Here is a 23363-nt window from a genome sequence, read left to right as displayed (position 1 = left end):
TTGGGTTATGGGTATACGAATTGTGAAATAGCCAGGCTTTTTTCGCCGGTTTTCAGGCTGACCTCCAGGCTGCCCATGTGCTTGGGCTTCAGGTAAAATATGATGGGCGATGTGCTGCCTGCACCCGAGAAGGTATAGGTGATGCCTTGCTCGTGCGTGTAGACCTCCGAAGGTTCTGGTACTACCTGCTCCACTTGTACTTTATCGTAAAAGTCCTTGCTGAACTGCAGTTCCCTTTCAGGGGAAGTGGCTGTAGGATACAGCGTCACTTTCAGTTCGGAGGGTGCTTTGCGGCGCAGGTAGCGCTCGTATTCTACCTCTACACCATCTGCCTGGCTACCTGCGGTCAGAAGATTGATGCCTTTCAGGCCGCCATTGCCGGTAAAGCCCAGCAGCGCAGCTAGTACTACGATAGCCATAAAAACCCAAGCCACCCGCTCCACAGCCCAGTTCTTCCGTTCCAGCTCGATATCTTCGTCTATTTCAAGCTCCTGATTATGCTTTCTCATAGCGTTATACCTGTATTAGAATATTCAGGTATAGAACGCTTGTAACGGATTATGGTTGTGATGCCGGATGCAGCTATAGTACAGGCGCCTGCAGGCTGTCAGAAGCGGCAGTTGCGGGATAGGCTTCGGAACGGAAGGCGGCTACTTTTTTGTACAGTTTTCCCTTGTCAGCTTTGGAAGAGAGGAAGAGGGTGACCTCGGAGGCATTGTAGTGGTTGGACAGGTCTGCCAGCAAATCAGGTATACCGTCGCGGTCCAGGTCTCCGGCCCACAGCAGCACGTATATGGCGCTCTCAAAGTCGGTGTCGCTGGCCAGTTCCTGGCTTATTTTCCTGCCGTTCCGGGTGCCGCTTATTCGCCAGCTGTAGTTCTTCAGGGAGTAGGATTCTGAGCTTTCCTCCTGCACACTGTCACCCTTCGCCTCCAAGGTATAGGTCTTGTCCCGGAATCTCAGGTGGAGCGAAGTGTTAGGTAAAACAACGGAACTGGAGAAGCCAACCGTATCTATAGAGCCGGCTTTCAGTTGCGGCATACCTGTCAGGAAGAAGAGCGTTCCTGGTATTGCGCCGCCCACTTCACGCCCCGACATGGTTTTAGCAGCCTTGCTGTCCAGCACGGGGTCAAAAAATGGGCTTACCGTCACAGCGGCCGGCAGGAGTTGAAACGTGCTATCCTGGTACACCAGCCCCATCCACTGCTTGTGCTCAGCCCCTTGCCATACCTCGTGCTTGTGAAAGCGCCCTTCGATTAGGATTTTGACTGCCGCTGCGGGTTCAGGCGTCAAGCCGGTCGTGTCGATGGTATAGTCTTGCAGTTCTTCGTCAGAGGGAATCGTGGTAGTGTCTGCCGTCTCAGCCTCTTGCGCCGTAGAGTCGAGCAGGTGCGTATGGTCTGTTTGGTTTTCTGTGGCCTTGTCTGTTGAAGTGTTGCAGGCAATCAGGCTCAGGAGCGACAGAATCAGCAGCGGTTGACGCATAAGGGTAAGGTTAAAACATAAAGGAAAGCTAATATAGCAAAATTTAACCAGCCTCCTAACCTGCAGTAGGCAACCGGAAAAACAGGCAAGGCCGGTGTTTGTCCGGCCTTGCTTAGTAGATGAAAGGTAGCTATACCTGTTATAGCTGCCTGTAGAGTCTGTCTTTCAGGCCGGCAGATGCTTCGACCAAGGGAAGTCTGACGGCTGGGCTGCATACGCCAAATCTTTCCAGAAGGGCCTTCACACCTACAGGGTTACCTTCCTCATACATCATGGAGTTGATGTCCACGAAGTCGAAAATTAGCTTGGAGGCTTCGGCGAACTTGCTCTCCAGCCCAAGTCTGACCATGTTGCTGAACTTCTCGGGGAAGGCATTGGCGAGCACGGAAATCACACCCACGGCACCAAAAGCCATCATAGGCAGCGTGAGCAGGTCATCTCCGCTGATGAGCAGGAAATCAGCTGGTTTGTGCTTGGCGATGTACATACATTGCTCCAGGTTACCGGAGGCTTCCTTGATGCCCACAATGTTATGGTGCGTCGCCAGTCGAATGGTAGTCTCCCCAGAAATGTTGCTGCCGGTGCGGCCCGGCACGTTGTATAGGATAACCGGAACCGGACAGGCGTCGGCGATTTGTACGTAGTGTTGGTAAATGCCCTGCTGCGGCGGCTTGTTGTAGTAAGGGCTCACGGAAAGCACCGCGGCTATACCTTCCAGGTCAGTGCTCTGGATGGTAGCCAATATATGCTGTGTGTTGTTTCCGCCCAGGCCATACACCAAGGGCACCCGGCCGTTCACGTGTTTCTTCACAAAAGCCAGTATTTCGGCCTTCTCTGCCGCCGTGGTGGTCACGGATTCGCCGGTGGTGCCGTTCACCACCAGGTACTCTACACCACCTTCCAGCGTGAAATCCAGCAGTTGGCGCAGGCCGTCGTAATCCACTGCCAGGTTGCTGGTAAATGGGGTAACCAGGGCAACGCCTGTTCCTTTTAGTTTATCTTGTATCATGCGCTGTTTTTCTAAAGCACGAAGTTCGAACTATCCAACGGAATCTGCAAACGCATGTGCAGTTAACAGCAATAGGAATCAGCAAACCTGTAGTGTTTTGGCTTATAGTATATTACAGCTTAACTGTCTGGTATTGGTATGACCTATGGTGTCTCAATTAAGTCAATGTGCATCTTAGCCGTGAGGGGAATCTGAAATCTCTTTATTTGAATACCAAGTTTAGGGGGTATCTACACACTTGATGCGGCTTAAAAGCAATCGTCCGGCCTAGTAGAGGCCGGACGATTCTGTAGATTATCTGTATCTTAAAGAACCTTTTTGAGTTCTCTCAGATTGTTCCCATACACATAATTTCCTAGTTCCCTGCCTTGCCTGTTACCAACCTCGACGGCGTTTCTAAAATGATATCCTATGTAAATCCTCGATACAGCGTTTTCAAAAGCCATTTGTGAAAAGCTGCTGAAATTACGCTCAATTCCAGGCAAATAGTATGGGCTGGTAAGGTTCAAATCAATATAGTCGGTTCTGAAAAAGGATTTAAAAACAGCTGCAGCAGCGCCCGCATTATAGGCGTGTGTGGACGGAAACTCCGGAGTGGGGGGCGTTGGTGCCATGAAAGGCTGGTAAATAGTAAAAGTAGGCGTCCAGGAAGCATCGCCCTCTGTAGCCTCCACGCCATCAGAATTCCCTGCTCTAATGGCTGTAATAGGTCTCCAGAAATTGAAGTGGTATTTGCCATCGAAAGAGGCAATCCAAGCGTCTATTTGAGACATTTGGATAAGCCCAACCAGTCTTGCCGCTTCCCATCCATTTAGTTCTCGCTGAACAATCAGCGCCCGTGCCAGTCTGTTCATAGAGCTTGACACACTTTCTATCCAAAAGGCACCGATTTGCGTTTGTTCATCTGTTCTCAAAGGGCAATTATTACAACCAAGTTCTTTAACTTCATTATAATCTGCCAGATATTCAGCTGAGTTTAAAGGATACGGAGCCACATCTGTGAATTGTGCCCCAGATTTGATTCCGAATGGTGTAAGGCTTCCCATATTAGGGGCAAAAACTGCGTTGTCAGGCCAAACAGGAGGGTTCGCCACCATCCACGGCATATAATCGGATTGATGTTGGCCCGGCGCTGTACTTCCCACGTGTGTTGCAAAGGCTAGCTGAAAATCATTCGCTCGTTTAGACAGAACAGCAGCGGCAGCTTCCTGTCCAATCTGAATGCCACTTATATGTAAGTTGTGTTTCCCACCTTTTTTGTAATCCGAATCCTTAATCTCTGAAAGGATTCTACTCAAAAGGTCATCAGCAGCTACAGTGGCAGACGGATAAAGCTGTACCAGCATGTCCCGAGCCGCCTGTGAGACCGCAGCGTCTGCCATTGATTGAACGTTCTTTTTGGTAACGCCTCTCATATCAACTCTCGAATTATTCAATGCATACGTCTCATATTTTGGCACTACATTGTTCAAAGCATCGTGCATAGCCAACGTGGTCATGGCATATATCTTAGCTTCTACCGCTAGAGACACGCGATTGTCTATGGACTGGCTTATTAACTCATACCATTGAATTACAACCGCAGGGCTATAAGAATCGGTCAGGACATCATAGCGACCGCGTTTATGTTCGTCTGTTTCTTCTGCACTCAATTCCATTGAGTCAAATTCATCTTTCTCGCAGGAACCCAGACCGACAAGAAGTATTAGCACACCAAAAAGTTTAATAAATGTTTTCATAAACTACAATATCTCGGTTTAACCAAATGCAACACGGTAAGCAGGTAGAACATCTTTGCTAGAAGAGACAATAGGTATAGACTTCTGGGGCCTGACGGTCGATTTAAATCGACCAACGAAGGAGAGCTATACCTTGTGACTGTGCCTTGGTATAGGCATCAAAAATGCAGCAAAGCAGTAGGGGGAGTAACTACTTTGGAGACAGAACTCCAGTACTCAAAATAGCAGTTTGAACGCGATTTTCTTCTGATACTGCACATGGCCTATTGCAGTAGATTAGGGCAGCATAAAACATGTTTTGTGTAACAGTTTTATTGCACCCTCCGTGGGAGTTTTCGAGAAAGGTTTAAAAGCTAGAGGAACACTCAGAATATCAGCCTTAGGAGGGGGTCTGCAACGGGATTCCAGAACATATCAAAGGCAGAGTGAAAGGCCAATTTCAGCGTAGTTAAACGTGTTTCGTTTAACTACGCTTATACTTTGAATACGCTTATGTATAGGATATGTGAGTTTTTACCTATTAGATATAAATTAATAATAGCAAGAGATACAAAAGCATGGGTAGACGAATAGTATTGGTTTGTTAAAATAAAATATTATTTCGTTCCTATGCACTAAAAGTTTTGTGTGCTGACACTGCCTTATTGGAGTTGTATTATTTCAGCCAACGTATTTCACATTGCATGAATAACAAACCAGATTTCGGATAATACCTAACTCCCGGCTTTCCCAACTCTCAAAGCTTCTACTGTATATTGTTTTCCTCCACCCACTTCAGGAACTGGTCTTTGTATACCTCGCCAATCGGAATCTCTTTGTTGCCGATACGGATACGGCTTTTCTCGATGCTGTCAATCTTCTGGAGCGCCACAATGAAGGAACGGTGCACCCGCAGGAATTTCGATTCCGGTAGCTTCTCCATCGCCTTGTTCATGGAAAGCAGCGTGATGATTTTCTGGTCCTTCGTCTGGATGATGATGTAGTCCTTAAGCCCCTCAACCCATAAAATGTCCCTGAAATCGACGCGCACGGTTTTGTAGTCGGCCTTCACGAACATGAAATCATGCTCGGCTGTCGGAGCCGGGGCTGGGGCAGCCTGTGTGTCCTGTGCTTTGCCATTGCGCTGCAGCCGCTCCTGCGCCTTGGTCACCGCCTTCAGAAAACGGTCGAAGGGAATGGGCTTGAGCAGGTAGTCCACTGCATCCTGGTTGAAGCCCTCCAGCGCGTAGTCGGGGTAAGCGGTGGTGAAGATGATGAGCGGCTGGTTCTTGAGTATATTCAAGAACTGTATACCCGTCAGCTCTGGCATCTCGATGTCGAGAAACATCAAATCCACCTGCTCGGTCTGGAGCACCTGCATGGCCTCCGTGGCGCTGGAGCAGGTCTTGACCAGCTTCAGGAAAGGAAGTTTGCCCACGTAGCTCTCAATGATATCGAGGGCCAGGGGTTCGTCGTCAACGGCAAGGCAGCGGATGGTCATAGGTTTATTTTTTTGGTTGGAAGTATAGTTTGAGCGAGGCGTAGAACGTGCCGTCTTTCTCCTCAAAGTTCAGTTCGTGGCGGTTGTGGTACAGCAAGTTAAGGCGCTGCTGCAGGTTTTGCAAGCCGATGCCGCCAAACTCGCGCTTTTTGTGGCTGCTGGTGTTGTTGACGGTGGTAAAGAGCAGCGCATCGTCCTGTACCTTGAGGTCCAGCCCGATGCCAATCTCGTTGCGGCTCACCAGTCCATGTTTAAAGGCGTTCTCCACCAGCGTCATGAGCAGCATGGGGGCAATCTGTTTGCCTGCTAATTCACCGTCAATGTTGAAGCGGATGCTCGTCTGCTCCCGCAGGCGCAGCTTTTGCAGGTCAATGAAATTGTGAATATGGTCCACTTCCTTCTCCAGGCTCACCAGCGTGTCGTTGCTTTCATAGAGCATGTAGCGCATCAGGAGCGAGAGCTTCATGATGGCGTCGGGCGTCTCAGGGGACTGCTTGTAGGCCAGGGAATAGATGTTATTGAGCGTGTTGAAGAGGAAGTGCGGGTTCACCTGCGACTTGAGGAAGTTAAGTTCCGCCGTCAGTTTCTGGTTCTCCAGTTCCTTGTTTCGCCGCTCGTTTCGGATGTAATTGCCCGTCACTTTGAGGGCCGAACTGATGAAGACCACTATAAGGCCCGCCAGCACATAGTTCAGGATGCGGTCAGAGGAGTAGAGCACCTGCATGCCCGGATTGAACTCCCGGAACACAAAGAAGTCAAGAGGAGAGCGCACGAGTGCCACGGTGGTGAGCGTGGCCAGAATCAGGGCGATATAGAGCAAGATACGGTTGCGGGCCAGGTAGCGGGGAATGAGCACGTACCAGTTGAGATAAAAGATGAGCATCGCAAAGCTCAGTCCCACCAGCGAGTCGATGGCCTTGCCCAGGGTAAGGCCGCGCTGAAACTGGATGTAGAAAATCCAGGCGCCAAAGAACGCCCACGCCGCAACGTGTATGGCCAGCTTGTACCGCTTCTTCATGGAGAACTCTGGGAGGGCAAATGTATTCAACTCGCTGATTTTTAAGGGTAGTGGCAGGACAGTGGTAGCCTCTTGCTTTCTGGAGGACCTCTGTCATTCAAGCTAAAGATAAAGAAATAATAGGGTTTTATAGGTATAGCCGAGGGCCCTCTATACCAAGGGCTGCTTTGGGACTATGAAGGATACTCTTTGCCAGACAAAACAGAACAATCCGGAATGTGGTTGTTGGTATAGGGTTTCCTGCCGTTCGTCTAATTCATTTTTTTATGTCTCGGAAATGGATTCTCTTTGTGTCACCGGAAAGACATAAACCCGGTGTGAGTTTAGCTAGTTGTTTTATGTATTGTTTGTTTGTTAATGGTTGAATCGCCGGACTACCCATAGCCCGGCGATTCTCTTTTACAACAAAGTATAGAAGGTCCGTTAGCTGTTCACCATCTCCAGGAACTGGTCCTCGGAGAGTATCGTGATGCCTAGTTTTGTCGCCTTCTCCAGCTTGGATGGACCCATTTTGTCGCCGGCCACCAGGTAGGAGAGCTTGGCAGAGATGGAGCTGACTACCTTGCCGCCATGGCTGGTGATAATGCGTTGCAGCTCATCGCGGCTCACGCTCTCGAACACCCCCGATATCACAAAGGTTTTTCCCGTTAGCCTGTCGCTCTCCATCTCAGGGGCCGTGCTCTCGAACTTGAAGTTAAGTCCGGCTGCCTTGAGGCGCTCAATCAGCTGCTGGTGCTCCGGCTCGCTGAAGTACTGCAGCAGCGACTGCGCAATGCGGTCGCCAATCTCGTTCACGGCAATCAGTTCTTCATAGATGGCGCTGCGCAAAGCCTCGATGTCGGGGAAATGCTCCGCCAGCTTTTTAGCCACCGTGCTGCCGACGAAACGGATACCCAGCGCAAACAGCACCCGGTCAAAAGGCGCTTCCTTAGATTTCTGCAGCCCCTCCAGTATGTTGTTAACGGATTTCTCACCCATACGCTCCAGTTCTATCAGCTGCTCAAAGCGCAGGTCGTACAAATCGGCGGCATTGCGCACCAGTCCGGTACGGTAGAGCTGCTCAATAGTCTCTGGCCCGATGCCCTCGATGTTCATGGCCTTGCGCGAGATAAAGTGCTCCAACTTCGCCTGTATCTGAGGGGCGCAGCCTTCGTCGTTGGGGCAGTAGAAGTTGGCTTCTCCCTCGGCCCGTATCAACAAGGTGCCACAAGCAGGGCAATGGGTAGGGTACTCAATAGGTATGGCATCGGCAGGCCGTTGGCTGAAGTCTACTCCCGTGATTTTAGGTATGATTTCACCGCCTTTCTCCACGAATACGATATCGCCCAGGCGGAGGTCGAGGCGCTGTATCTCATTGGCATTGTGCACGGAAGCCCGCTTCACGACAGTGCCGGCCAGCAGCACCGGCTCCATGTGGGCAACTGGGGTGACGGCACCTGTGCGGCCCACCTGGTAGCGGATTTCGAGCAGGCGACTTACTGCGCTCATGGCCGGATACTTGTAGGCGATGGCCCAGCGTGGGCTCTTCGAGGTATAGCCGAGTTCTTCCTGAAGAGCATAACTGTTCACTTTCACCACCACGCCATCCGTGGCGATGGGCAGCTCATGGCGCTTGCCTTCCCACTCGGTGATGTACTCCAGCACTTTATCGATAGAGGTACACTTGCGCCAGGTATCCGATACTTTGAACCCCCACTTCTGGATAGCTTGCAGGCTTTCGGAGTGCGTATCGAAAGGATTGGAGGAGCTCATGAAGCCATAGGAGAAGCAACCGAGCCTGCGGCTGGCCACAATGGCGGAGTCCTGCTGCTTGAGTGTGCCAGAGGCCGCGTTTCTGGGGTTTGCCAGCAGTTGTTCCCCTGCCTCTTCGCGCTCCACGTTCAATTGCTCAAACACCTGCAGGGGCAGAAACACCTCGCCCCGCACCTCAAATAAATCCGGGAAGTCCTGGCCATGCACCTGCAAGGGTATGTCGCGGATGGTACGCACGTTGGCGGTGATGTCATCGCCGCGGGTGCCGTCGCCGCGCGTGGCCCCTTGCACGAAACTGCCATTCTCATAGGTCAGACTGATGGCCACACCGTCAAACTTCTGTTCGCAGACATACTCCACCTCGTCGCCCACCACCTTTCGCACCCGCTTGTCAAACTCGCGCAGGTCCTCTTCAGAATAGGTGTTGCTCAGGGAGAGCATCGGGTATTTGTGGTATACCGTCTTAAAGCTCTTGGTAATGGTGCCGCCCACGCGCATGGTGGGGGAATTGGACTGGCGCAGTTCCGGATGCTGCTGCTCCAGTTGCTGCAGCCGCTCCAGCATCATGTCAAACTCGTAGTCGGTGACTTCGGATACGCTGTTTTGGTAATATTGGAAGTTGAGGTAGTTTATACGGTGGGTGAGCTCCTGAATCTCAGCAGCAGGGTCTTTCTCTAATGCCATAGGGTTGTGGTTATACTCCTGTAAAAATACCGAATGCCGGCCGTGTTGCCAAGTATGGGATCGGCCTATCAGCGCAAATAGCAGCCAGGGCAGCAGAATATTTTACCGTATACCTGCTAAGCCCATGTGCCTCAGTTAAAAAGAAAAAGACTGCCTTGGGAGCAGCCTTCTATACCTGAATATTTTTGGGTATTACTTCAGTATCACACCGTCGGCCACGAAGCGGAGTTCCTCTCTGGGTGCGGTGATAGCCTGTATCGCTTCTGCTGACTTTCCGGCGTCTTCGGCGAAATGGCGCTGGTCCTCTACCGATATCACCTCATGCTTGGCCGTGCCGGTGAAGACGACTGTTTTGCCAGACAAATCCTCTACCGGCAGGAAGAAGCCATAGTCGCGGAAAGTCACTTTCATGGTGCTGCCGTCCTCTAGTTTCACATCCATCCAGCAGCCTTTGGACTGGCAGCTTTCCACCACCTCCGCCGTAACGGTCGCCTGTATGGAGTCCTGCCCAGTCACGGCCTGCTGCAGTTGCGATGCTGTCAGCACGTTGTCTTCCACGAAGGCGGCACCGTAGGTATTTTCGCTGGCAGTGGCTTCTGTCGCCTCAGTCACTTCGGTTTCCGGTTTGGTTTGGGAGCAACCATAGCAGGAAGCGGCTATCAAGGCAAGGGCAAGCAATTTTTTCATAACGGTTGGATTCTAGGTTGAAGACCAAATGTAGCAAATAATTTAGATTTTCTATACACAGCAAGGTATAGGAGTAACGTGGTCGGGATTGTCTATACCTGATTAGCAGTAAGTTTACTCCAGTGCCCGGTTTTGGAAGAGCAGGAAGCCCATGTGGAACAGTACGCCCCAGCTTTTGGCATCGTCGGTGTAGTAGTTAAGGTTCAGGGCGACAGGACCCAACACGCCATGGAACACAACGGCTGCCGTAGCCGCCAGTTCGGTTCCAGTGAGAGGTTTGCCATAATAGGCCTGCTGCTCCTCGTTTTGCCGGATGGGCCGGTAGGGCTGGAACACATAGCCTTCCGCCCTGAACTCGAGACGGGTAGTGGCCAGGTATACGTACTGCAGACCGCCGGCTACGAATTGATGTGCCCGGAACTTGTCCAGAAACAATGTCCTGCTGTCGGTGAGGGGGTAGAAGGCAGGCGCAGCGGTGAGGGTGGAGCGGTAATTCCGGAAGAAGGGCAATGTGGAGAACACCCCTTCCAGCCTATACCCGAAGCGGTGTCTGCTGTTGCCGTGGAAATCCTCGAAGAGCAGCCTGCCCAGAAACCACTCATGCTGCCGCGTGCTGTTACCCCAAACGGTGGCCGTAGAGCCCGGTTCGTGCCTTTCGGTCGCGTTCACATAGCGGGCCGTGGCGGTGAACATGCGTCCAGAAGAGGCATACTGCCGCCGGTTGAGCTGCCCACGCCGGAACGAACTCACCACTGTAAAAGCTTCCGTGTCGGTGCGGTCGAGCGTGTCAGAACTCAGGATTTCGAGGCGATTGCTGTAGCGGTCAATGGTCTGGGCAAAAGCAGTGCCCAGTACAAGCTTGTCTTTATAGGTGTTGGTAAAGCCCAGGTTCAGGGCATAGCTCCGGTCCGACTGCTCGATGAAGGGTAGCTTGTTGCGCTCCATCAAGAAACCGGCCGTGGAAAGGTAATTCCAGTTATTGTAGGTGAAGGCTGGCTCCACATAGAAAGGGATACGAGCGGGTACATCCACCCGGGTACGGAGATTGGCCGACTGGTAGAATCGCCCGGTATGAAAGTTCGCCGAGAAGGTATAGAGTTGCCGCCCGAGCAGGCTGTACTCGACCCCCGCGAAGATGTTGTCGATGGGTCGGGAGGCGAGCACTCCGCCCAATTCAAGTTTCAGGCCATCCTCTTTTTTCACGTCCAGCAGCAGGTCGTAATGCCCACCAGTAGCATTGTAACGCATGGTAGGGTATAGGTATCTGAATTTGTCGATGGCCGCCAGCCTGTAATAGCCCTTCTTGATTTCCTGCATGCTATAAATGCCGTCCTCGGCGCCCCTGAAAAACCGCTCTACAAAGCCTTTTTGGTACCCCTTCAGGCCTTGGATTTGGATGTCCTGGAAGGTGTGGGGCTGAAAGCCGCTACGAAACCGCTCACGCTTGCTGACGAGTTCCTCTTGGGAGCTGCGCCTGCTGATTTTGGATTTCAATTGCTCCATTTTGGCGCTGGCCTCGGCATAGCCGGCATCGAACAGGTCGCTGACCTGATGGAAATCAAGGGAAGTGAAGTTGCCTACATCAGGCTGCAGATATACGTCCCGGTCGCTGAGGGCGGTGGAGTCGGAGTTGGACATCATGGCGTACATCAGGGTGTGGGCCAGGTCGAACTCGTCTTTGTCGTAGGGGTACTCGCTGTATACCTTGGAGGATACGTTCACCCCAATAATGACGTCCGGTTTGAAATCTTTCTTCGCCACATCCACCGGGAAGTTGTTATAGAGCCCACCATCGAAGAGCAGGCGCTTCTCAATGCGGATGGGCTTGAAGAACAGCGGCACCGTGAGCGTTGCCCGAACCGCGTCGGCCAGCTGGCCTTTTCGCAGCACTACCTGTTGCTGCGTGAAAATATCGGAAGCCACGCAGCGGTAGGGCACCATCAGTTTGTCAAAATCATAACCCGCCCGGGCCGCAGGCTGTGACAACAGCTGCGCCAGCGCGAAGTTGAGAGAGGCGTCATTAACCAGGTTGGAAGTCAATTTGGCCTGCAGGGTGGTGTCGAAGGAGATGTGGAGCTTCAGCAGCGCGGGGTTGTGGTCGGGGGAGGAGAAGTCGTACAGGTAGTTCTGCTCTGGTTTGCCAGTGGCCCAGGCCTGAAAAGCCTCCGTGCTGATAAGATACTCAATTTCAGAAGGAGAGTAGCCGGCAGCATACAGCGCCCCCACTATACCTCCCATGGAAGTGCCCACGATGTAATCGATGGGGATGTTGTTTTCTTCCAGCGCCTTGAGCACCCCCACATGGGCTATGCCTTTGGCACCTCCGCCACTCAGCACCAGCGCCACCTTCTGGGCAGGGGCCTGTGTGCAGGCCACCAGCAGAAGTAGGGTGGTCAGCAGGCGGAGACAGTAGGTATACCTGGTTCTCTGTTTTTTATCGTCAGCCATGGGGTGAAGCATGTCCAGCGTTTAACGGGCCCCTCTGAGGTCGGCCCAGCGTGCATTGTGAATGGTGAAAACGATACGTCCGGTGAGCATGGGTACGTACTTGGCCGGTATGGTCAGGCGCATGTCATCGAGCAGCACCTCGAAGCTGCTACTGAACGAGATGGTGTTCCGGTCTGGGGTGAACGTGACCGGCGTCACGATTTCCTTGTTTATACCTTGTATGTTGATGAAAAGGCGACTGTTCATGGTTTGCGGGCTCCGCTTGCCGGCGTTTATCCTGTCTATGGGCGCCTCTATCTGGATGTAGATTTCGGGGAAGCGCGAAGTGAAGAACACATCATGCGCCATCACAAGGGGGGTGGAGTCGTTGGCGGCCGTCAGGTAACTGAGCGGGAGCAGGCACTCCAGGTTCCGGGTTTCCTTGTTGTAGCGCACCAGCAGCCTGTCAGAAGTGTAGTCATACGTGCCTGTTTGTCCTTCCATGTTCACCAGAATGGTGTTATTGGCGGTATAGGGCGTCCTGTTCTGCTGGGCCTCCGCCCACGGAGCGAGGAGCAGCAGCAGCAGCAGCAGAAAAGAGAGTATAACTTTTGGCATACCTGGCGCATTCAAGGAGTGTATACCTGCTAACGCAAAACAGGCAGGAAAGATAAAGCGAGCGATTGCTTTTTGCTTCGGCCTCTGTTATTTATACTATTTGAGGCTACTGTCAGGCCACGCTGCTACCGCCACGAACTGACAGCAGATAATCCCAAAGGTGGGCAGGTGGGAGAGAAAGGGCCAAAGTGAATTTTTTTGTGGGGCATTTACAAAACTATAACATGGCTGAACAGGTATACAGATATAGAAAAATTACCTTTAATCCATTGCAATTGAGTGTCCTCGTCTGGCAGGCCGGTGATGCTCCGGGAGAAGGCAAATCATGAATCAGGATAGAAAGAATAAAGTAGACTCCCGCCAAGGTTCGGCCTTCGGCAAAATGGAGCACATGCACCCTATCCGCATGCTGCTATACCTGAGCATGATTGGCATTGGGGTGCTTTTCTTCATATTGGTCATTGCCTTTATACGTACCGGTGGCTTTGAGAGCGAGCAGTTCAGTCTGCCTAAATTCTTCAGCATCAGCACACTTCTCCTGCTCTTCAGCAGCTATACCATCAGCAAGATTCCCCGCATCTATAAGAAAGACAAGCTGCACAAGATGACGCGCTACCTGGGCTTTACCTTCGGGTTGAGCATCGCCTTCATCGGGGCGCAACTGCTGGGCTGGCGCGAGCTGTCCGATTCAGGGGCGAACTTCACCGATAAGGCGTCTGGAACCTACCTATACCTGATTTCGGCCTTGCACCTGCTGCACCTGCTGGGTGGCATCATCTTCCTGGCTTTCCTGCTTTTCAAGACGGGCCACATGGCTAGCGACGGCGTGCGCAGCCTCATCTTCATACGCGACCCTTACCGCCGACTGCAGCTCTCCATGCTGTGTAGCTACTGGCATTTCATGGGTATGCTGTGGCTGTCGCTCTACCTCGTTATCCTCTTCATGTCCTAAGCTTCCTTAGCGTACGAGCGTCACAGAACCTTTGAACCGTTCAGAGCGGTAGTCTATCACATAAAAGTAAACCCCGTCATTCACGCCTTTTCCGTCCCACTTGAAGTTCGTGTTCGTGCTCGCGAAGACTTCCTTGCCCCACCTGTTGTAGATTTTCACGTTGTCGAAGGCGCCTGTACAGACATCGGCTGGCAGACCTGGCACCTCAAAATAATCATTCAACCCATCGCCGTTTGGTGTGAAGATGTTGGGAGGCACAAAGGCATTGAGATTAGGCACCTTCACCCGGAACTCCATCGTGATGGTTTGGTCAGGGGAGGGTACGCAGGCGTTCTCTTTCAGGAAAAATGTCACCCGCGTGACTTCCTGGTTGAAAGCGTTGCAATTGGCCACCCAGCTGAAGAGCCCTTGCGCTGTGCCATTGCCGCCAATGGAAGTGAATTTCATGCCCAACTCTTCCAGGGTGAAGCCCTCACCGGCCGCCGCCATACCTAGTTGGTGCAGGTCCAGGTCCGTGCCGTTGAATTTCGCCTCAAACGCCTCGTTCAGTTCCAGCTCAAATGTCAGCACCTCCTTGTCCGTAGTCAGCACAGGTATGTTGTTCGGATAATTGGTGCGCACCTCTATCAGTTCCGTCCGTGTCACAGGCTTCTCGCACACCACAGACGTCACGGTGAACTCTATCTGGTATGACTTTTTCTGCAGCGCCTGGCAATCTATCTGCCACGAAAAGGGAGACGTTACCCGACCTACGCCGCTGCGGTTCTCAAATTCAATCTGATGCGTTTTGATGTCAAAGTCCTTGCCGGCGGCGGAGAGAGTGACCTCTTCCTCATCCGGGTCAAAACCCAGCACATCGAAATCAATTACATCCCCTTCCTCCACAAAGAACACCCTGTCTGGTTTGGAGAGATTGATGGTAGGCGGCGCGTTGGGAATGGGCTCAATCACGAAGCTGACCTGCAGCGTGTCCTGTTTGGGCAGACTGCAGCCATTGTCCTTCACAATCAGGTCCAGCCGGTATACCTTGCCTTCCGTATCAAAACACTCGGCAAAGCAGAGGGTGGCTTTCAAGGAGTCAGACACAGAAGTGGTGTTCACCACGCCCGTAGTCACCCCACTGAAGGTATAGTTGCTGCTGTTGAAGTTGACTGGCCGCGCATACAACGTGAGGGAGGAGCTGGGGTCGGCATCAGTAAACACAATGTTCAGGCAACGGGCATCGTCCGGAGTGATGCGCAGCACCTCGCCCTGCCTGTAGAGGTTCTTCTGTCCAGCTACTTTGGCCACTACCGCCGGAGTATCATTGCGCGGGCAGTCTTTGACAAGCAGCTGAAAGTCGCGACGCACCTCCCCAATCTTGATGCCGTTCCGGAACTCCTGCACCCGAACGCCAAACACGAACAGGCCTTTGCTCGCTGGCCGCACGGTCAGCCGCCCTGTCTGCGCCTCGATGCGGATGGGAGGGGAACCCTGTATCTGATTCGTGCTGCCATACCCGGGCAGCCACCTCACTTCAGGGTAAGGACCCGGGCGGGGAAGAGGCGCTTCATTGCCGGTGGCGCTGCTGCTGAAACCGTTAAGCGGTGTCACCATGTCGTATACCAGCGAATCGCCATCGGTATCGGTGCCACTGAAATCATAGTAGAAGAGCTCGTTGGCGCAGGCATAGTCGCTGAGCGGGGAGAACAGCCTGGGAGAAGAATTGACGAAGGGCACTCCGCCAGATGTAATAGCTGGGAACTCCATGTAGAAAGCCTGGGCAGCCTCACCCGGAAACTGGATGTTGTTGATGGTCATGTTGCGGCAGCAGCGCTCCCACACCATGTAATACCCTTGTGGACTACTGAAAACATTGGCCGGAAGGATGACATCCTGGTAGTACACCAGCCTGCGGGTACGGAGTTCGCCGGTGGTGCAAGCGATGTCAGTATACGTAAGGTAGGTGTCGGAGCGCAGCGGCAGCCGCACATCCCCCTGCACCCTATTACTTTGCTTGTCGAATATACGCACCAGAATGCTGGGGTCCAGGGCGCCGGGACTGCCGTTTATGTCATCAAAGTAAAGGTTGAGAGTGATGCGATACGTAAAGCCTGACCGGTGTTCCATCTCAAACTCTCCGCCCACTATGTGCGTGGCAAAGCCCCTCAAGCTAAGCAGCAACAGGAATACCAGCAGGAGTATACGTAGCCTCATGTGATGTGCAGAAAGGAAAAGGGTGAAACAATAGTAGATAGTACGATTAATAGAAAATTTAGTAACGTCATCCAAAAGCTATATCTGCTTTAGAATAGCAGAAATTGAATGAAAGGCAGAATTAAGTTATGGGGTATTATAGCTTAAGAAGTATACAGACTGATTATTAATGATTTATAACTAATTCTATACTAGTTTTCTGTCATCTTAGGTATGATTCCTAAAGCAAAAGATTGGTTGATTTTCTCCCTAACATTCGGCTCAGAAATACGTTATACGGACTTCTAAGTATTGCCACTCCCATACACAATACCTTATTAACTGACATAAATTTTCAGGCGGATATAATAATTACCCTTGAAAAAAGTTAGGACTATGAAAACAATAACTTGCACGCTCAGTTAAGAAATCGAACAGCTACCTGAGGTATGCGCTGCTTACCTGTAGGCTGGTTTACTATAACATTGAAGCTATACCTATGAACATGCTGACACAAGAACTCGAACTAAAGAAAAAGCTGTTACAGGAATCTACCAAGGTGCTGAACCAGCAGATTCAAGCGGCCAAGGAAGCCATGGACGAAGCGCAGGAGAGCGCCAACGAGCACCACGGCGCCATTGAAGATAAATTTGAATCCTTCCGGGAGGCCTGCCAGATACAGCGCGACATGTACGCCAGACAACTCGATGAACTCATTTCCACGATGGGCCTTCTGAAACGGGTGAACGCCACCCGGGAGAACCGGGAGGTGTCGCTTGGCGCCGTGGTCATGACGGAACTGCAGAATTACTTTATAGGCGTGAGCTTGGGCGAACTCAAAGTGGAAGGGGAGTCGTTCTATGCCATCTCGGGTATGTCCCCGCTCTACAAGGCCATGGCCGGCAAAACTACCGGCGAGACCTTCGTGTTCAGAGACAAAGAGTACAAAGTACTGCAGGTGTTCTAAGATCTTCAGGTACGTGCTAAGGCGCGTATTCTGAAAGAAAGCTGACCCATCAGGTTATCACAAACGAAAAGGGCTGGCCACATGTGGCCAGCCCTTTTCGTTTGTAGAAATTATATGCTTAGTTAACGCGCGTCCAGTTCTGCGACCTGCCTATGAGTGAGATGCCAATATAGCCTTTCACCTCCATCTTGTCTTTGCCGTTCATTTTCATGTAGCAGGAGTAGGTCTTGCCGCTCTCGGGGTCATAGATAGTGCCCTCATCCCACTTGTTGTCACCATCGTATTCAAAGCCCTGCAGGAACACCAGTCCTTGCAACGGACGGTTGCGCAGCTTCTTGTCAGGATTGTTGTCGTCCAGTTTTGGTTTTCCGTTGCGCATAGGCTCTTTCAGGGAAACGATTTTACCACATAGCTTGGTGCCACATTCGTAAATCTCGAAGCGGGCTTTGCCCTCCTCGTTTGTCCAGGTTCCCACTGGCGACATTTTCTGAGCCCATGCTACAGTAGAAAAGAGCATAAGCACGGCAAGAGTTAACAGGTGCTTTTTCATGTTGGTTTGTTTGTTGATATGAGTAACGAAATATAGATAAAATAATTCATTTTTCAACCACAACCTGACTTCAGTCGATTTTCATAAAACCTACTATAGGTATGGGCTTTGGTCTAGTACTTATCAATACTCATGCCTAGTTGATGCAATTGCTGTAGAAAGGTTAACTTACTGATAATAAAATCACTGTGCTTTTTAGCAGGATTCTGGTAGTCATAGAATCAGAAATGCAGGAAGTGACACAGATAAAAGAGGTAAAAATAAGTGCCAAACCTTGTGAACTTATCTGCGTTCATTTATCTTTATACTATCAGTTATGTAGCGAGTGCTACGGCTCTGCTCCGGCAGCCACTAACATAGTCGGCCAAAAGCGCAGGGTTCATGTCGGACTAAAGAGAAAGGAGGTGCTATGTCTAATCCATCAGTCGTCTTAGTAAGCCTTGGTAATAGTGTTCACCTCAACAGTGAACTGGCTTAGTAAGCAGTGATTAGCTACTGCTTATGCAGTAATTATTACCTTTGGTCTTCAGTGATGGTGCTGCTGCAAAACAGGGCGCCGCTTGTTAAGATTTGAAGGATTCATAAAGCGCTTGATGTAACTTGACGGGCTACATCAGGCGCTTTTTCTTTTGGCTATACCTTATAAATCCTCTTTGTACACGGTGTTGTTTTTCAGCCTGCGCTCTTGCACGAATGTGGCCACAAAGGAAAGCACAGCCAGGAAGCAACTCACTCCCAGCAGCAGGTATAGCACATTCTCAGCATTCCATTCAAATGTATCCGGATTGATGTGCACTATCAGCACGAATCCAACCAGCAAGGTGAGTGCCGTCACGGTGTGGAAAACGAAGCGGTTGTGTTTGCGCAGATGATAGGTGCAGGCCAGGAGCAACACACCGAAAGCGGGCGCTAGAAGCAGTGCCAGCCCACGCTCAGGAACCAGGACGTAAGCGATAAAACCGCCTAGTAGAAGCACCAGGCCATTGATGGTATTGGCAACATAGGGATGCACCATAGAGCAAGTCTTTTAATGAAAAGAATCGGACAGGCGTTACACCTGTCCTGCTATATAGTGTATATTACGTAAAGAGGGTGTTACAAAGTTAAGTCAGGCTGTTATTAGAGCACACGCCTGATATCCAGGAAGCGGTCCTCGTAACCAGTGCCTTCCACCTGGCTAATCTTCACGCCTCCGTTCGATGACGAATGCACAAAAGAAATGGTATCGCCTGGCTCAGAGATGACAATGCCAACATGACCCGGCTCACGCACCTCCTCATTGGTGCCAGTGAAAATCACCAAATCACCCGGCTGCGCGTCTTCCCGCTCCACCGATATACCATCTTGTGACTGTGTTCCAGATGAACGCGTCACCGGCACCCCGAATTCTTTAAAGACGTGCGAGGTGAAGCCAGAGCAGTCAAAGCCATTTGGACTGGTGCCGCCATACACGTAAGGGCTTCCAATCAGGCCCAGGGCGTACGACACCAACGGTTCGGAATCGGCTGACTTGGCAGCGTACCATTGCTGCACATCGGCTTTTGCTTTCCTGGAATCTCTTTTGTTGGCTTTAATGGGTTGTTCTGCCTGAGGCTCAGTTATGGCAGCTGTCAGGTATACAGGAGTAGCTTCGGGAGAAGGTCCAGCGACTTGGCCAGGAGCCAGCGTCAGCCATAATAACAACAGGACAACGGGAGCAGCAAATAATAAGAATATCTTTTTCATAGCAGTTTCGGGTTTAGTTCTCAACAACTTACATGAGAATATCGTGCCACACTTTCCAAATTACCTCAACATTCCGCCCCTATCGAAAACGGCAACCGGCGCTTGACAGGTATAGTGGACCTGTTCATCCCTTTATTTTAGCTATTCATCTAAATGCTGCCAAGTAATATTATAATTTGGTATAATTATATTATATATTAGTATAATATTTATAACTTTGTAATATTCTTTAGAGGTAGCCAGAATGGAGGTATACAAATCAGACTCTTGTAGGATTGAGCATAGTGTGGCGGAAAGGAGGCTGTTGCTCCAGTGTGAGCATACCCTGAATTCAGCGGATTTCAGAAAGGGTCTGATGTTGGCACTTGAGTATGCGCGGCGGCACCGGGTCAAGCAATGGCTGCTGGACGTACGCCAGATAGGGGAGCTGAGCGAGGAGGAGGAAACTTGGGTGCAACTGCAATTATTCCCTCAGATTATGATGTACCTGGGCGCCGACAACTACATCGCCGTGGTGCTGTCGGAGCGCTGTTACGCACAGCGGGTCAATGAGTCCGGGCTACTGGGACTGAAGAGCTACAACTCCTTCATCATCATGAACACCTTTTGCCATTTGGAAGACGCTGTCGCCTGGCTGGACGGTAGGCAGGCCAACTGCGCCTGAGGCGCTCATTGCATCGCCCTGAGCAGGGCAGGGATTTTGAAAAGCACGGTTTTTGTTGTAAAATGCCTCAAGCTTTCACTAAACTCCCTATATCGCATGCTTAAACAAAAGCAATTCATCCTTTTCCTTCTTTTAATCTTCTTATGCTGCAATACGGTCGCGGCACTCGCCGCTGACCTGAAGTACACACTTTCCATGCCAGAGCCGCACACCCATTACTTTCAGGTGGAGGTAGAACTGACCGGTGCGCGTAAAAACCACATCGACTATAAAATGCCTGTCTGGGCTCCGGGGTCATACCTGGTGCGGGAGTTCGCCAAGAATGTAGACAGCTTCACGGCCACTGACAAAGCTGGCATAACCCTTCGTTCTGAAAAGATAGACAAGAACACCTGGCGCGTGTATAGCAACAAGGCTGACGCGGTGCGGGTGAAATACAATGTGTACGCCTTCGAGATGAGCGTGCGCACCAGTTTTCTGGACGCTGCCCACGGTTATGTGAACGGCACCAGCATGTTCATGTATCCGGATGGTTTTCAGAACCAAAGTGGTACTTTAGTCGTGCAGCCCTACAAAGACTGGAAAAAAGTGTCTACCGGCCTGAAGAGCACCGGCACCTATACCTATACCTTCCCTAACTATGATGTGCTGGCCGATTCGCCGCTGGAGATAGGAAACCATGAAGTGCTTTTTTTCGAGGCGGGCGGTGTGCCGCATGAAGTAGCCATGTACGACGAAGGCAACTATGAGCCAAAGCGCCTGCTGGCCGATATGAAAAAGGTGGTGGAGGAGTGCATCAGCCTGATGGGTGAACTGCCCGTCGACCGCTACGTATTCATCGTGCACAACCTGCACAAGGGTGGAGGCGGACTGGAGCACCTCAATTCTACCACGCTGCAGACCAGCCGCTGGAACTATGGCACCGAGACAGGCTATACCAATTTCATGAGCCTGGTGGCGCACGAGTATTTCCACCTCTGGAACGTGAAGCGCCTCCGGCCGGCGCCGCTTGGACCCTTCGACTATGACAAAGAGAACTACACTCGCCTACTGTGGGTGTCGGAGGGCATCACCAGTTACTACGATGACTTAATTACACGCCGAGCGGGACTTATGGAGCCACAGCGCTACCTGGACGTTGTTGCCGGCAGCATCAGTTCGGTGGAGAACACACCCGGGAACAAGATACAGTCGGTGAGCGAGTCCAGCTTCGACGCATGGATTAAGTACTACCGCCGCAACGAGAACTCCAACAACGCGGAAGTTTCCTACTACACCAAAGGGGGCGTGATGGGCCAGCTGCTGAACATGGAAATCATGAAGTCGACGAAAGGGGAGAAGAGCCTGGACGATGTGATGCGCTACATGTATGACCGCTACTACAAAAAGCTGGACCGTGCCTTTACGGAGCAGGAGTTCAAAGAGGCTTTGGAGCGTGCGGCTGGCAAGAAGTTCGACGACTTCTTCCGTGACTACATCCACGGCACCAGAACCCCTGACTACAACAGCTACTTTGAGGCGGCTGGCCTGCGACTGGTAGACCTGAACAAAGATGTGCTGAACCTAAACTGGGGCGCCGGCACGGCCATGGAAAACGGCCGGATGGTCATAAAGAGCGTCTCGCGTGGCAGCAGTGCCTGGGAGGGCGGTCTTAACGTGAACGATGAAATCATCGCCATAGATGGCTACCGTGTAGAAGATGACATCAAACCCCTCATCAGTGGCCGCGCCATAGGAGAGAAACTGCCCGTGACGGTGAGCCGCGACGGCAAACTGCTAACGCTAGAGGTGCCTATTGTGGAGGACAAGAACGTGCGCTACCGCTTGGAGCGTGTGGAGAACCCAACTGCCCTGCAGCAGAAAATCTACAGCAAATGGCTCAAACTGAAAGAAGTATAATCCAGAACCATACCTGGAAAAGTTGGGCTATACCTGAAAACGAAGCGGCAGCACCAAATCAGGTGCTGCCGCTTCGTTTTCAGGTATAGCATTATCTCAGTCGAGCCGGAAAGAGGCATTGACCACGGCCGTGATTTCCTTTTCTATGGAGCTGACATCGTTTATACCATAATCAGATACCAGATTGGAGTTGACAGGCGTGATTTGCAGCACCCCCATCCGGGCATTGCTGATGGGCCCCAATTGGCTTCCGGTAGCCTCGGCTATTTTCTGGGCACGGTTTAGGGCATCTTTGGCAGCATCGGCCTGTATCTCTATTTTCAGGTCCGCCAGTTTGGAATAATAATATTCCGGCGGCATCACCGAGAAGTCCACTCCCTGGCTGACGAGTTCCGTTATGCTCAGCGATACCTCCTTTATTTTGTTTACGTTATTAGAGCGCACCTCAATCATCTGGTTGCCCTGGTAGCGTATGATATTACTGGTTTGAAAACCCTGGCTGCTCATCTCATAGATGGGGTTGAGGTTGATGGTGGTCAGGTCGATGCTTTCCTCCCCAAATCCCGCCTTTTTCAGATAAGCAATCACAAGGGGCCGCTGACGCAACAGGCTTTGGTAGGCCTCGTCGGCGGTAGGGGCACTGGCTTGCACATTGCCGCGCAGTATGCCAAAGTCAGAGACTATTTCGCGCTTGGCAGAGCCGGTCACCGTGATGGTTTGGTTCTCCTTGCCGCGCTTGCTCCAGAAAGTGACGAAAAGCAGCATGCACAGCAGCAGGCTCAACCCCACAATGGCTGCCGGTAGTACGAAGGCGTTGTTGTTTTTCATGTTGGTTGAGTAGAGTCTCTCTAGGTATACTGCACAAAAATATAAAGTTTGTGATTCAAATAAACAGTAAAATAAAAAGTGCAAGTGTATCGCTTGTATGCTAGTTCCAAACTTCAATATTCCAGCACAATTTTAAGGGTAAAGTGATTTGTATTGATTTTAAGTGATTTAGGTGTGTTAGGTCTTGTGAGTTATTTAAATATATTTTATATTTCGAATATTTAATTTACAAGACATCTGCCTATTAGTTGCATGGTCATAAGCGAGACATGCTTTGCTAGCATAACGTATTCAAGGAAACCGGAGGCCCTTTTCATAAAATGGAAGACGAAGCCAGACACACAGCAGTTTGTTGACGTGTATTGGCAGGTGCTGCAGTTTGTGAAGAACAACCCTCGTATTTGCTTTTACTGCACTGACATCTCGCAGAGTGGCCCCTTTGATTCAGAGCAGGAAGCTTGGTTGAACGCCGAATACTATCCAAAAGTGTTTGACTGCATACAGTCGGATATTTATGCCGCGGTGGTTTTCTCTGAAGGCCATTTCAAAGCTTTGGTCAGCAATTATGTCGCAACGCAACTCCTGCCCCTGCACGAGTTCATCCACTTCAACTACTTCACGAACCCGGACGAAGCTTGGGATTGGATTGCCTATATGCAAGAGAGTCAGGACTTCGCACTCTCGGCAACGTCCTGACTCACTAG

At 51.2% G+C, this 23363-nt stretch carries 20 protein-coding genes; 5 read left to right on the top strand and 15 right to left on the bottom strand.

What is annotated here, in order from left to right; all coding sequences use genetic code 11:
- Positions 1–5 precede the first annotated feature (5 nt).
- The 10 genes from B051_RS0110745 to B051_RS0110700 all read right to left on the bottom strand — a co-directional run bounded on the left by B051_RS0110745 (position 6) and on the right by B051_RS0110700 (position 12899).
- Positions 6–509, bottom strand: coding sequence for a hypothetical protein (locus B051_RS0110745; protein ID WP_018478209.1), 504 nt, complete (start codon positions 507–509; stop codon positions 6–8).
- 73 nt (positions 510–582) lie between these two features.
- Positions 583–1485: a hypothetical protein gene (locus tag B051_RS0110740; RefSeq protein ID WP_018478208.1), complete on the bottom strand. Its 903-nt coding sequence runs from the start codon at positions 1483–1485 to the stop codon at positions 583–585.
- 139 nt (positions 1486–1624) lie between these two features.
- Positions 1625–2494: a 4-hydroxy-tetrahydrodipicolinate synthase gene (gene dapA / locus B051_RS0110735; RefSeq protein WP_018478207.1), complete on the bottom strand. Its 870-nt coding sequence runs from the start codon at positions 2492–2494 to the stop codon at positions 1625–1627.
- A 305-nt stretch (positions 2495–2799) separates the two neighbouring features.
- Positions 2800–4233 (bottom strand): vanadium-dependent haloperoxidase, encoded by a 1434-nt coding sequence (locus B051_RS0110730; protein WP_018478206.1) that lies wholly within the window; start codon positions 4231–4233, stop codon positions 2800–2802.
- A gap of 745 nt (positions 4234–4978) precedes the next feature.
- Positions 4979–5713 (bottom strand): LytR/AlgR family response regulator transcription factor, encoded by a 735-nt coding sequence (locus B051_RS0110725; RefSeq protein ID WP_018478205.1) that lies wholly within the window; start codon positions 5711–5713, stop codon positions 4979–4981.
- Between the two features lie 4 nt (positions 5714–5717).
- Positions 5718–6761 carry a sensor histidine kinase gene (locus tag B051_RS0110720; protein ID WP_018478204.1) on the bottom strand — a complete coding sequence of 348 codons (1044 nt, stop codon included), beginning with the start codon at positions 6759–6761 and terminating at the stop codon, positions 5718–5720.
- 393 nt (positions 6762–7154) lie between these two features.
- On the bottom strand, positions 7155–9167 hold the full coding sequence (gene ligA, locus B051_RS0110715; protein ID WP_018478203.1) for an NAD-dependent DNA ligase LigA: 2013 nt from the start codon (positions 9165–9167) through the stop codon (positions 7155–7157).
- Between the two features lie 192 nt (positions 9168–9359).
- Complete coding sequence (locus B051_RS0110710; protein ID WP_018478202.1) at positions 9360–9854, bottom strand: DUF4920 domain-containing protein; 495 nt, start codon at positions 9852–9854, stop codon at positions 9360–9362.
- 114 nt (positions 9855–9968) lie between these two features.
- Positions 9969–12302: a patatin-like phospholipase family protein gene (locus tag B051_RS0110705; protein ID WP_018478201.1), complete on the bottom strand. Its 2334-nt coding sequence runs from the start codon at positions 12300–12302 to the stop codon at positions 9969–9971.
- Positions 12303–12323: 21 nt separating this feature from the next.
- The gene (locus tag B051_RS0110700; RefSeq protein ID WP_018478200.1) at positions 12324–12899 is read right to left on the bottom strand and encodes a hypothetical protein; all 576 of its coding nucleotides are present in this window, start codon (positions 12897–12899) and stop codon (positions 12324–12326) included.
- 325 nt (positions 12900–13224) lie between these two features.
- Between B051_RS0110700 and B051_RS0110695 the strand changes: the two genes are divergently transcribed.
- Positions 13225–13851 (top strand): cytochrome c oxidase subunit 3, encoded by a 627-nt coding sequence (locus B051_RS0110695; RefSeq protein ID WP_026236331.1) that lies wholly within the window; start codon positions 13225–13227, stop codon positions 13849–13851.
- A gap of 6 nt (positions 13852–13857) precedes the next feature.
- Here B051_RS0110695 and B051_RS0110690 read toward each other — a convergent pair whose 3' ends face one another.
- A complete protein-coding gene (locus tag B051_RS0110690) occupies positions 13858–16047 on the bottom strand; it encodes a gliding motility-associated C-terminal domain-containing protein (protein ID WP_018478198.1) in 2190 nt (729 codons plus the stop codon).
- 478 nt (positions 16048–16525) lie between these two features.
- Here B051_RS0110690 and B051_RS0110685 point away from each other — a divergent pair, with 478 nt between their 5' ends.
- Complete coding sequence (locus tag B051_RS0110685) at positions 16526–16993, top strand: hypothetical protein (RefSeq protein WP_018478197.1); 468 nt, start codon at positions 16526–16528, stop codon at positions 16991–16993.
- Between the two features lie 118 nt (positions 16994–17111).
- Here the strand turns inward: B051_RS0110685 and B051_RS0110680 are convergent, their stop codons facing one another.
- The 3 genes from B051_RS0110680 to B051_RS0110670 all read right to left on the bottom strand — a co-directional run bounded on the left by B051_RS0110680 (position 17112) and on the right by B051_RS0110670 (position 19268).
- Complete coding sequence (locus B051_RS0110680) at positions 17112–17543, bottom strand: DUF2147 domain-containing protein (protein WP_026236330.1); 432 nt, start codon at positions 17541–17543, stop codon at positions 17112–17114.
- A 640-nt stretch (positions 17544–18183) separates the two neighbouring features.
- Positions 18184–18558, bottom strand: a complete 375-nt coding sequence (locus B051_RS0110675; protein WP_018478195.1) for a hypothetical protein — start codon at positions 18556–18558, stop codon at positions 18184–18186.
- 104 nt (positions 18559–18662) lie between these two features.
- On the bottom strand, positions 18663–19268 hold the full coding sequence (locus B051_RS0110670; protein WP_018478194.1) for a C40 family peptidase: 606 nt from the start codon (positions 19266–19268) through the stop codon (positions 18663–18665).
- 355 nt (positions 19269–19623) lie between these two features.
- Here B051_RS0110670 and B051_RS0110665 point away from each other — a divergent pair, with 355 nt between their 5' ends.
- Together B051_RS0110665 and B051_RS0110660 are read left to right on the top strand one after the other, a co-directional pair.
- Positions 19624–19932: a hypothetical protein gene (locus tag B051_RS0110665; protein ID WP_245539609.1), complete on the top strand. Its 309-nt coding sequence runs from the start codon at positions 19624–19626 to the stop codon at positions 19930–19932.
- A 96-nt stretch (positions 19933–20028) separates the two neighbouring features.
- A complete protein-coding gene (locus B051_RS0110660; RefSeq protein WP_033316777.1) occupies positions 20029–21831 on the top strand; it encodes a M61 family metallopeptidase in 1803 nt (600 codons plus the stop codon).
- 96 nt (positions 21832–21927) lie between these two features.
- On the opposite strand, the gene B051_RS0110655 is transcribed toward B051_RS0110660, so the two are convergent.
- Entirely contained in the window at positions 21928–22659 is a 732-nt protein-coding gene (locus B051_RS0110655) for an SIMPL domain-containing protein (protein ID WP_018478190.1), read from the bottom strand.
- A gap of 252 nt (positions 22660–22911) precedes the next feature.
- Here B051_RS0110655 and B051_RS0110650 point away from each other — a divergent pair, with 252 nt between their 5' ends.
- Entirely contained in the window at positions 22912–23355 is a 444-nt protein-coding gene (locus B051_RS0110650) for a hypothetical protein (protein ID WP_018478189.1), read from the top strand.
- Positions 23356–23363 lie beyond the last annotated feature (8 nt).

Origin of the sequence: Pontibacter roseus DSM 17521, assembly GCF_000373265.1 — a bacterium.
Classification (GTDB): Bacteria; Bacteroidota; Bacteroidia; order Cytophagales; family Hymenobacteraceae; genus Pontibacter; species Pontibacter roseus.
The sequence above is the reverse complement of the archived record's forward strand: the minus strand, read 5'-3'. Positions and strand labels throughout refer to the sequence as shown.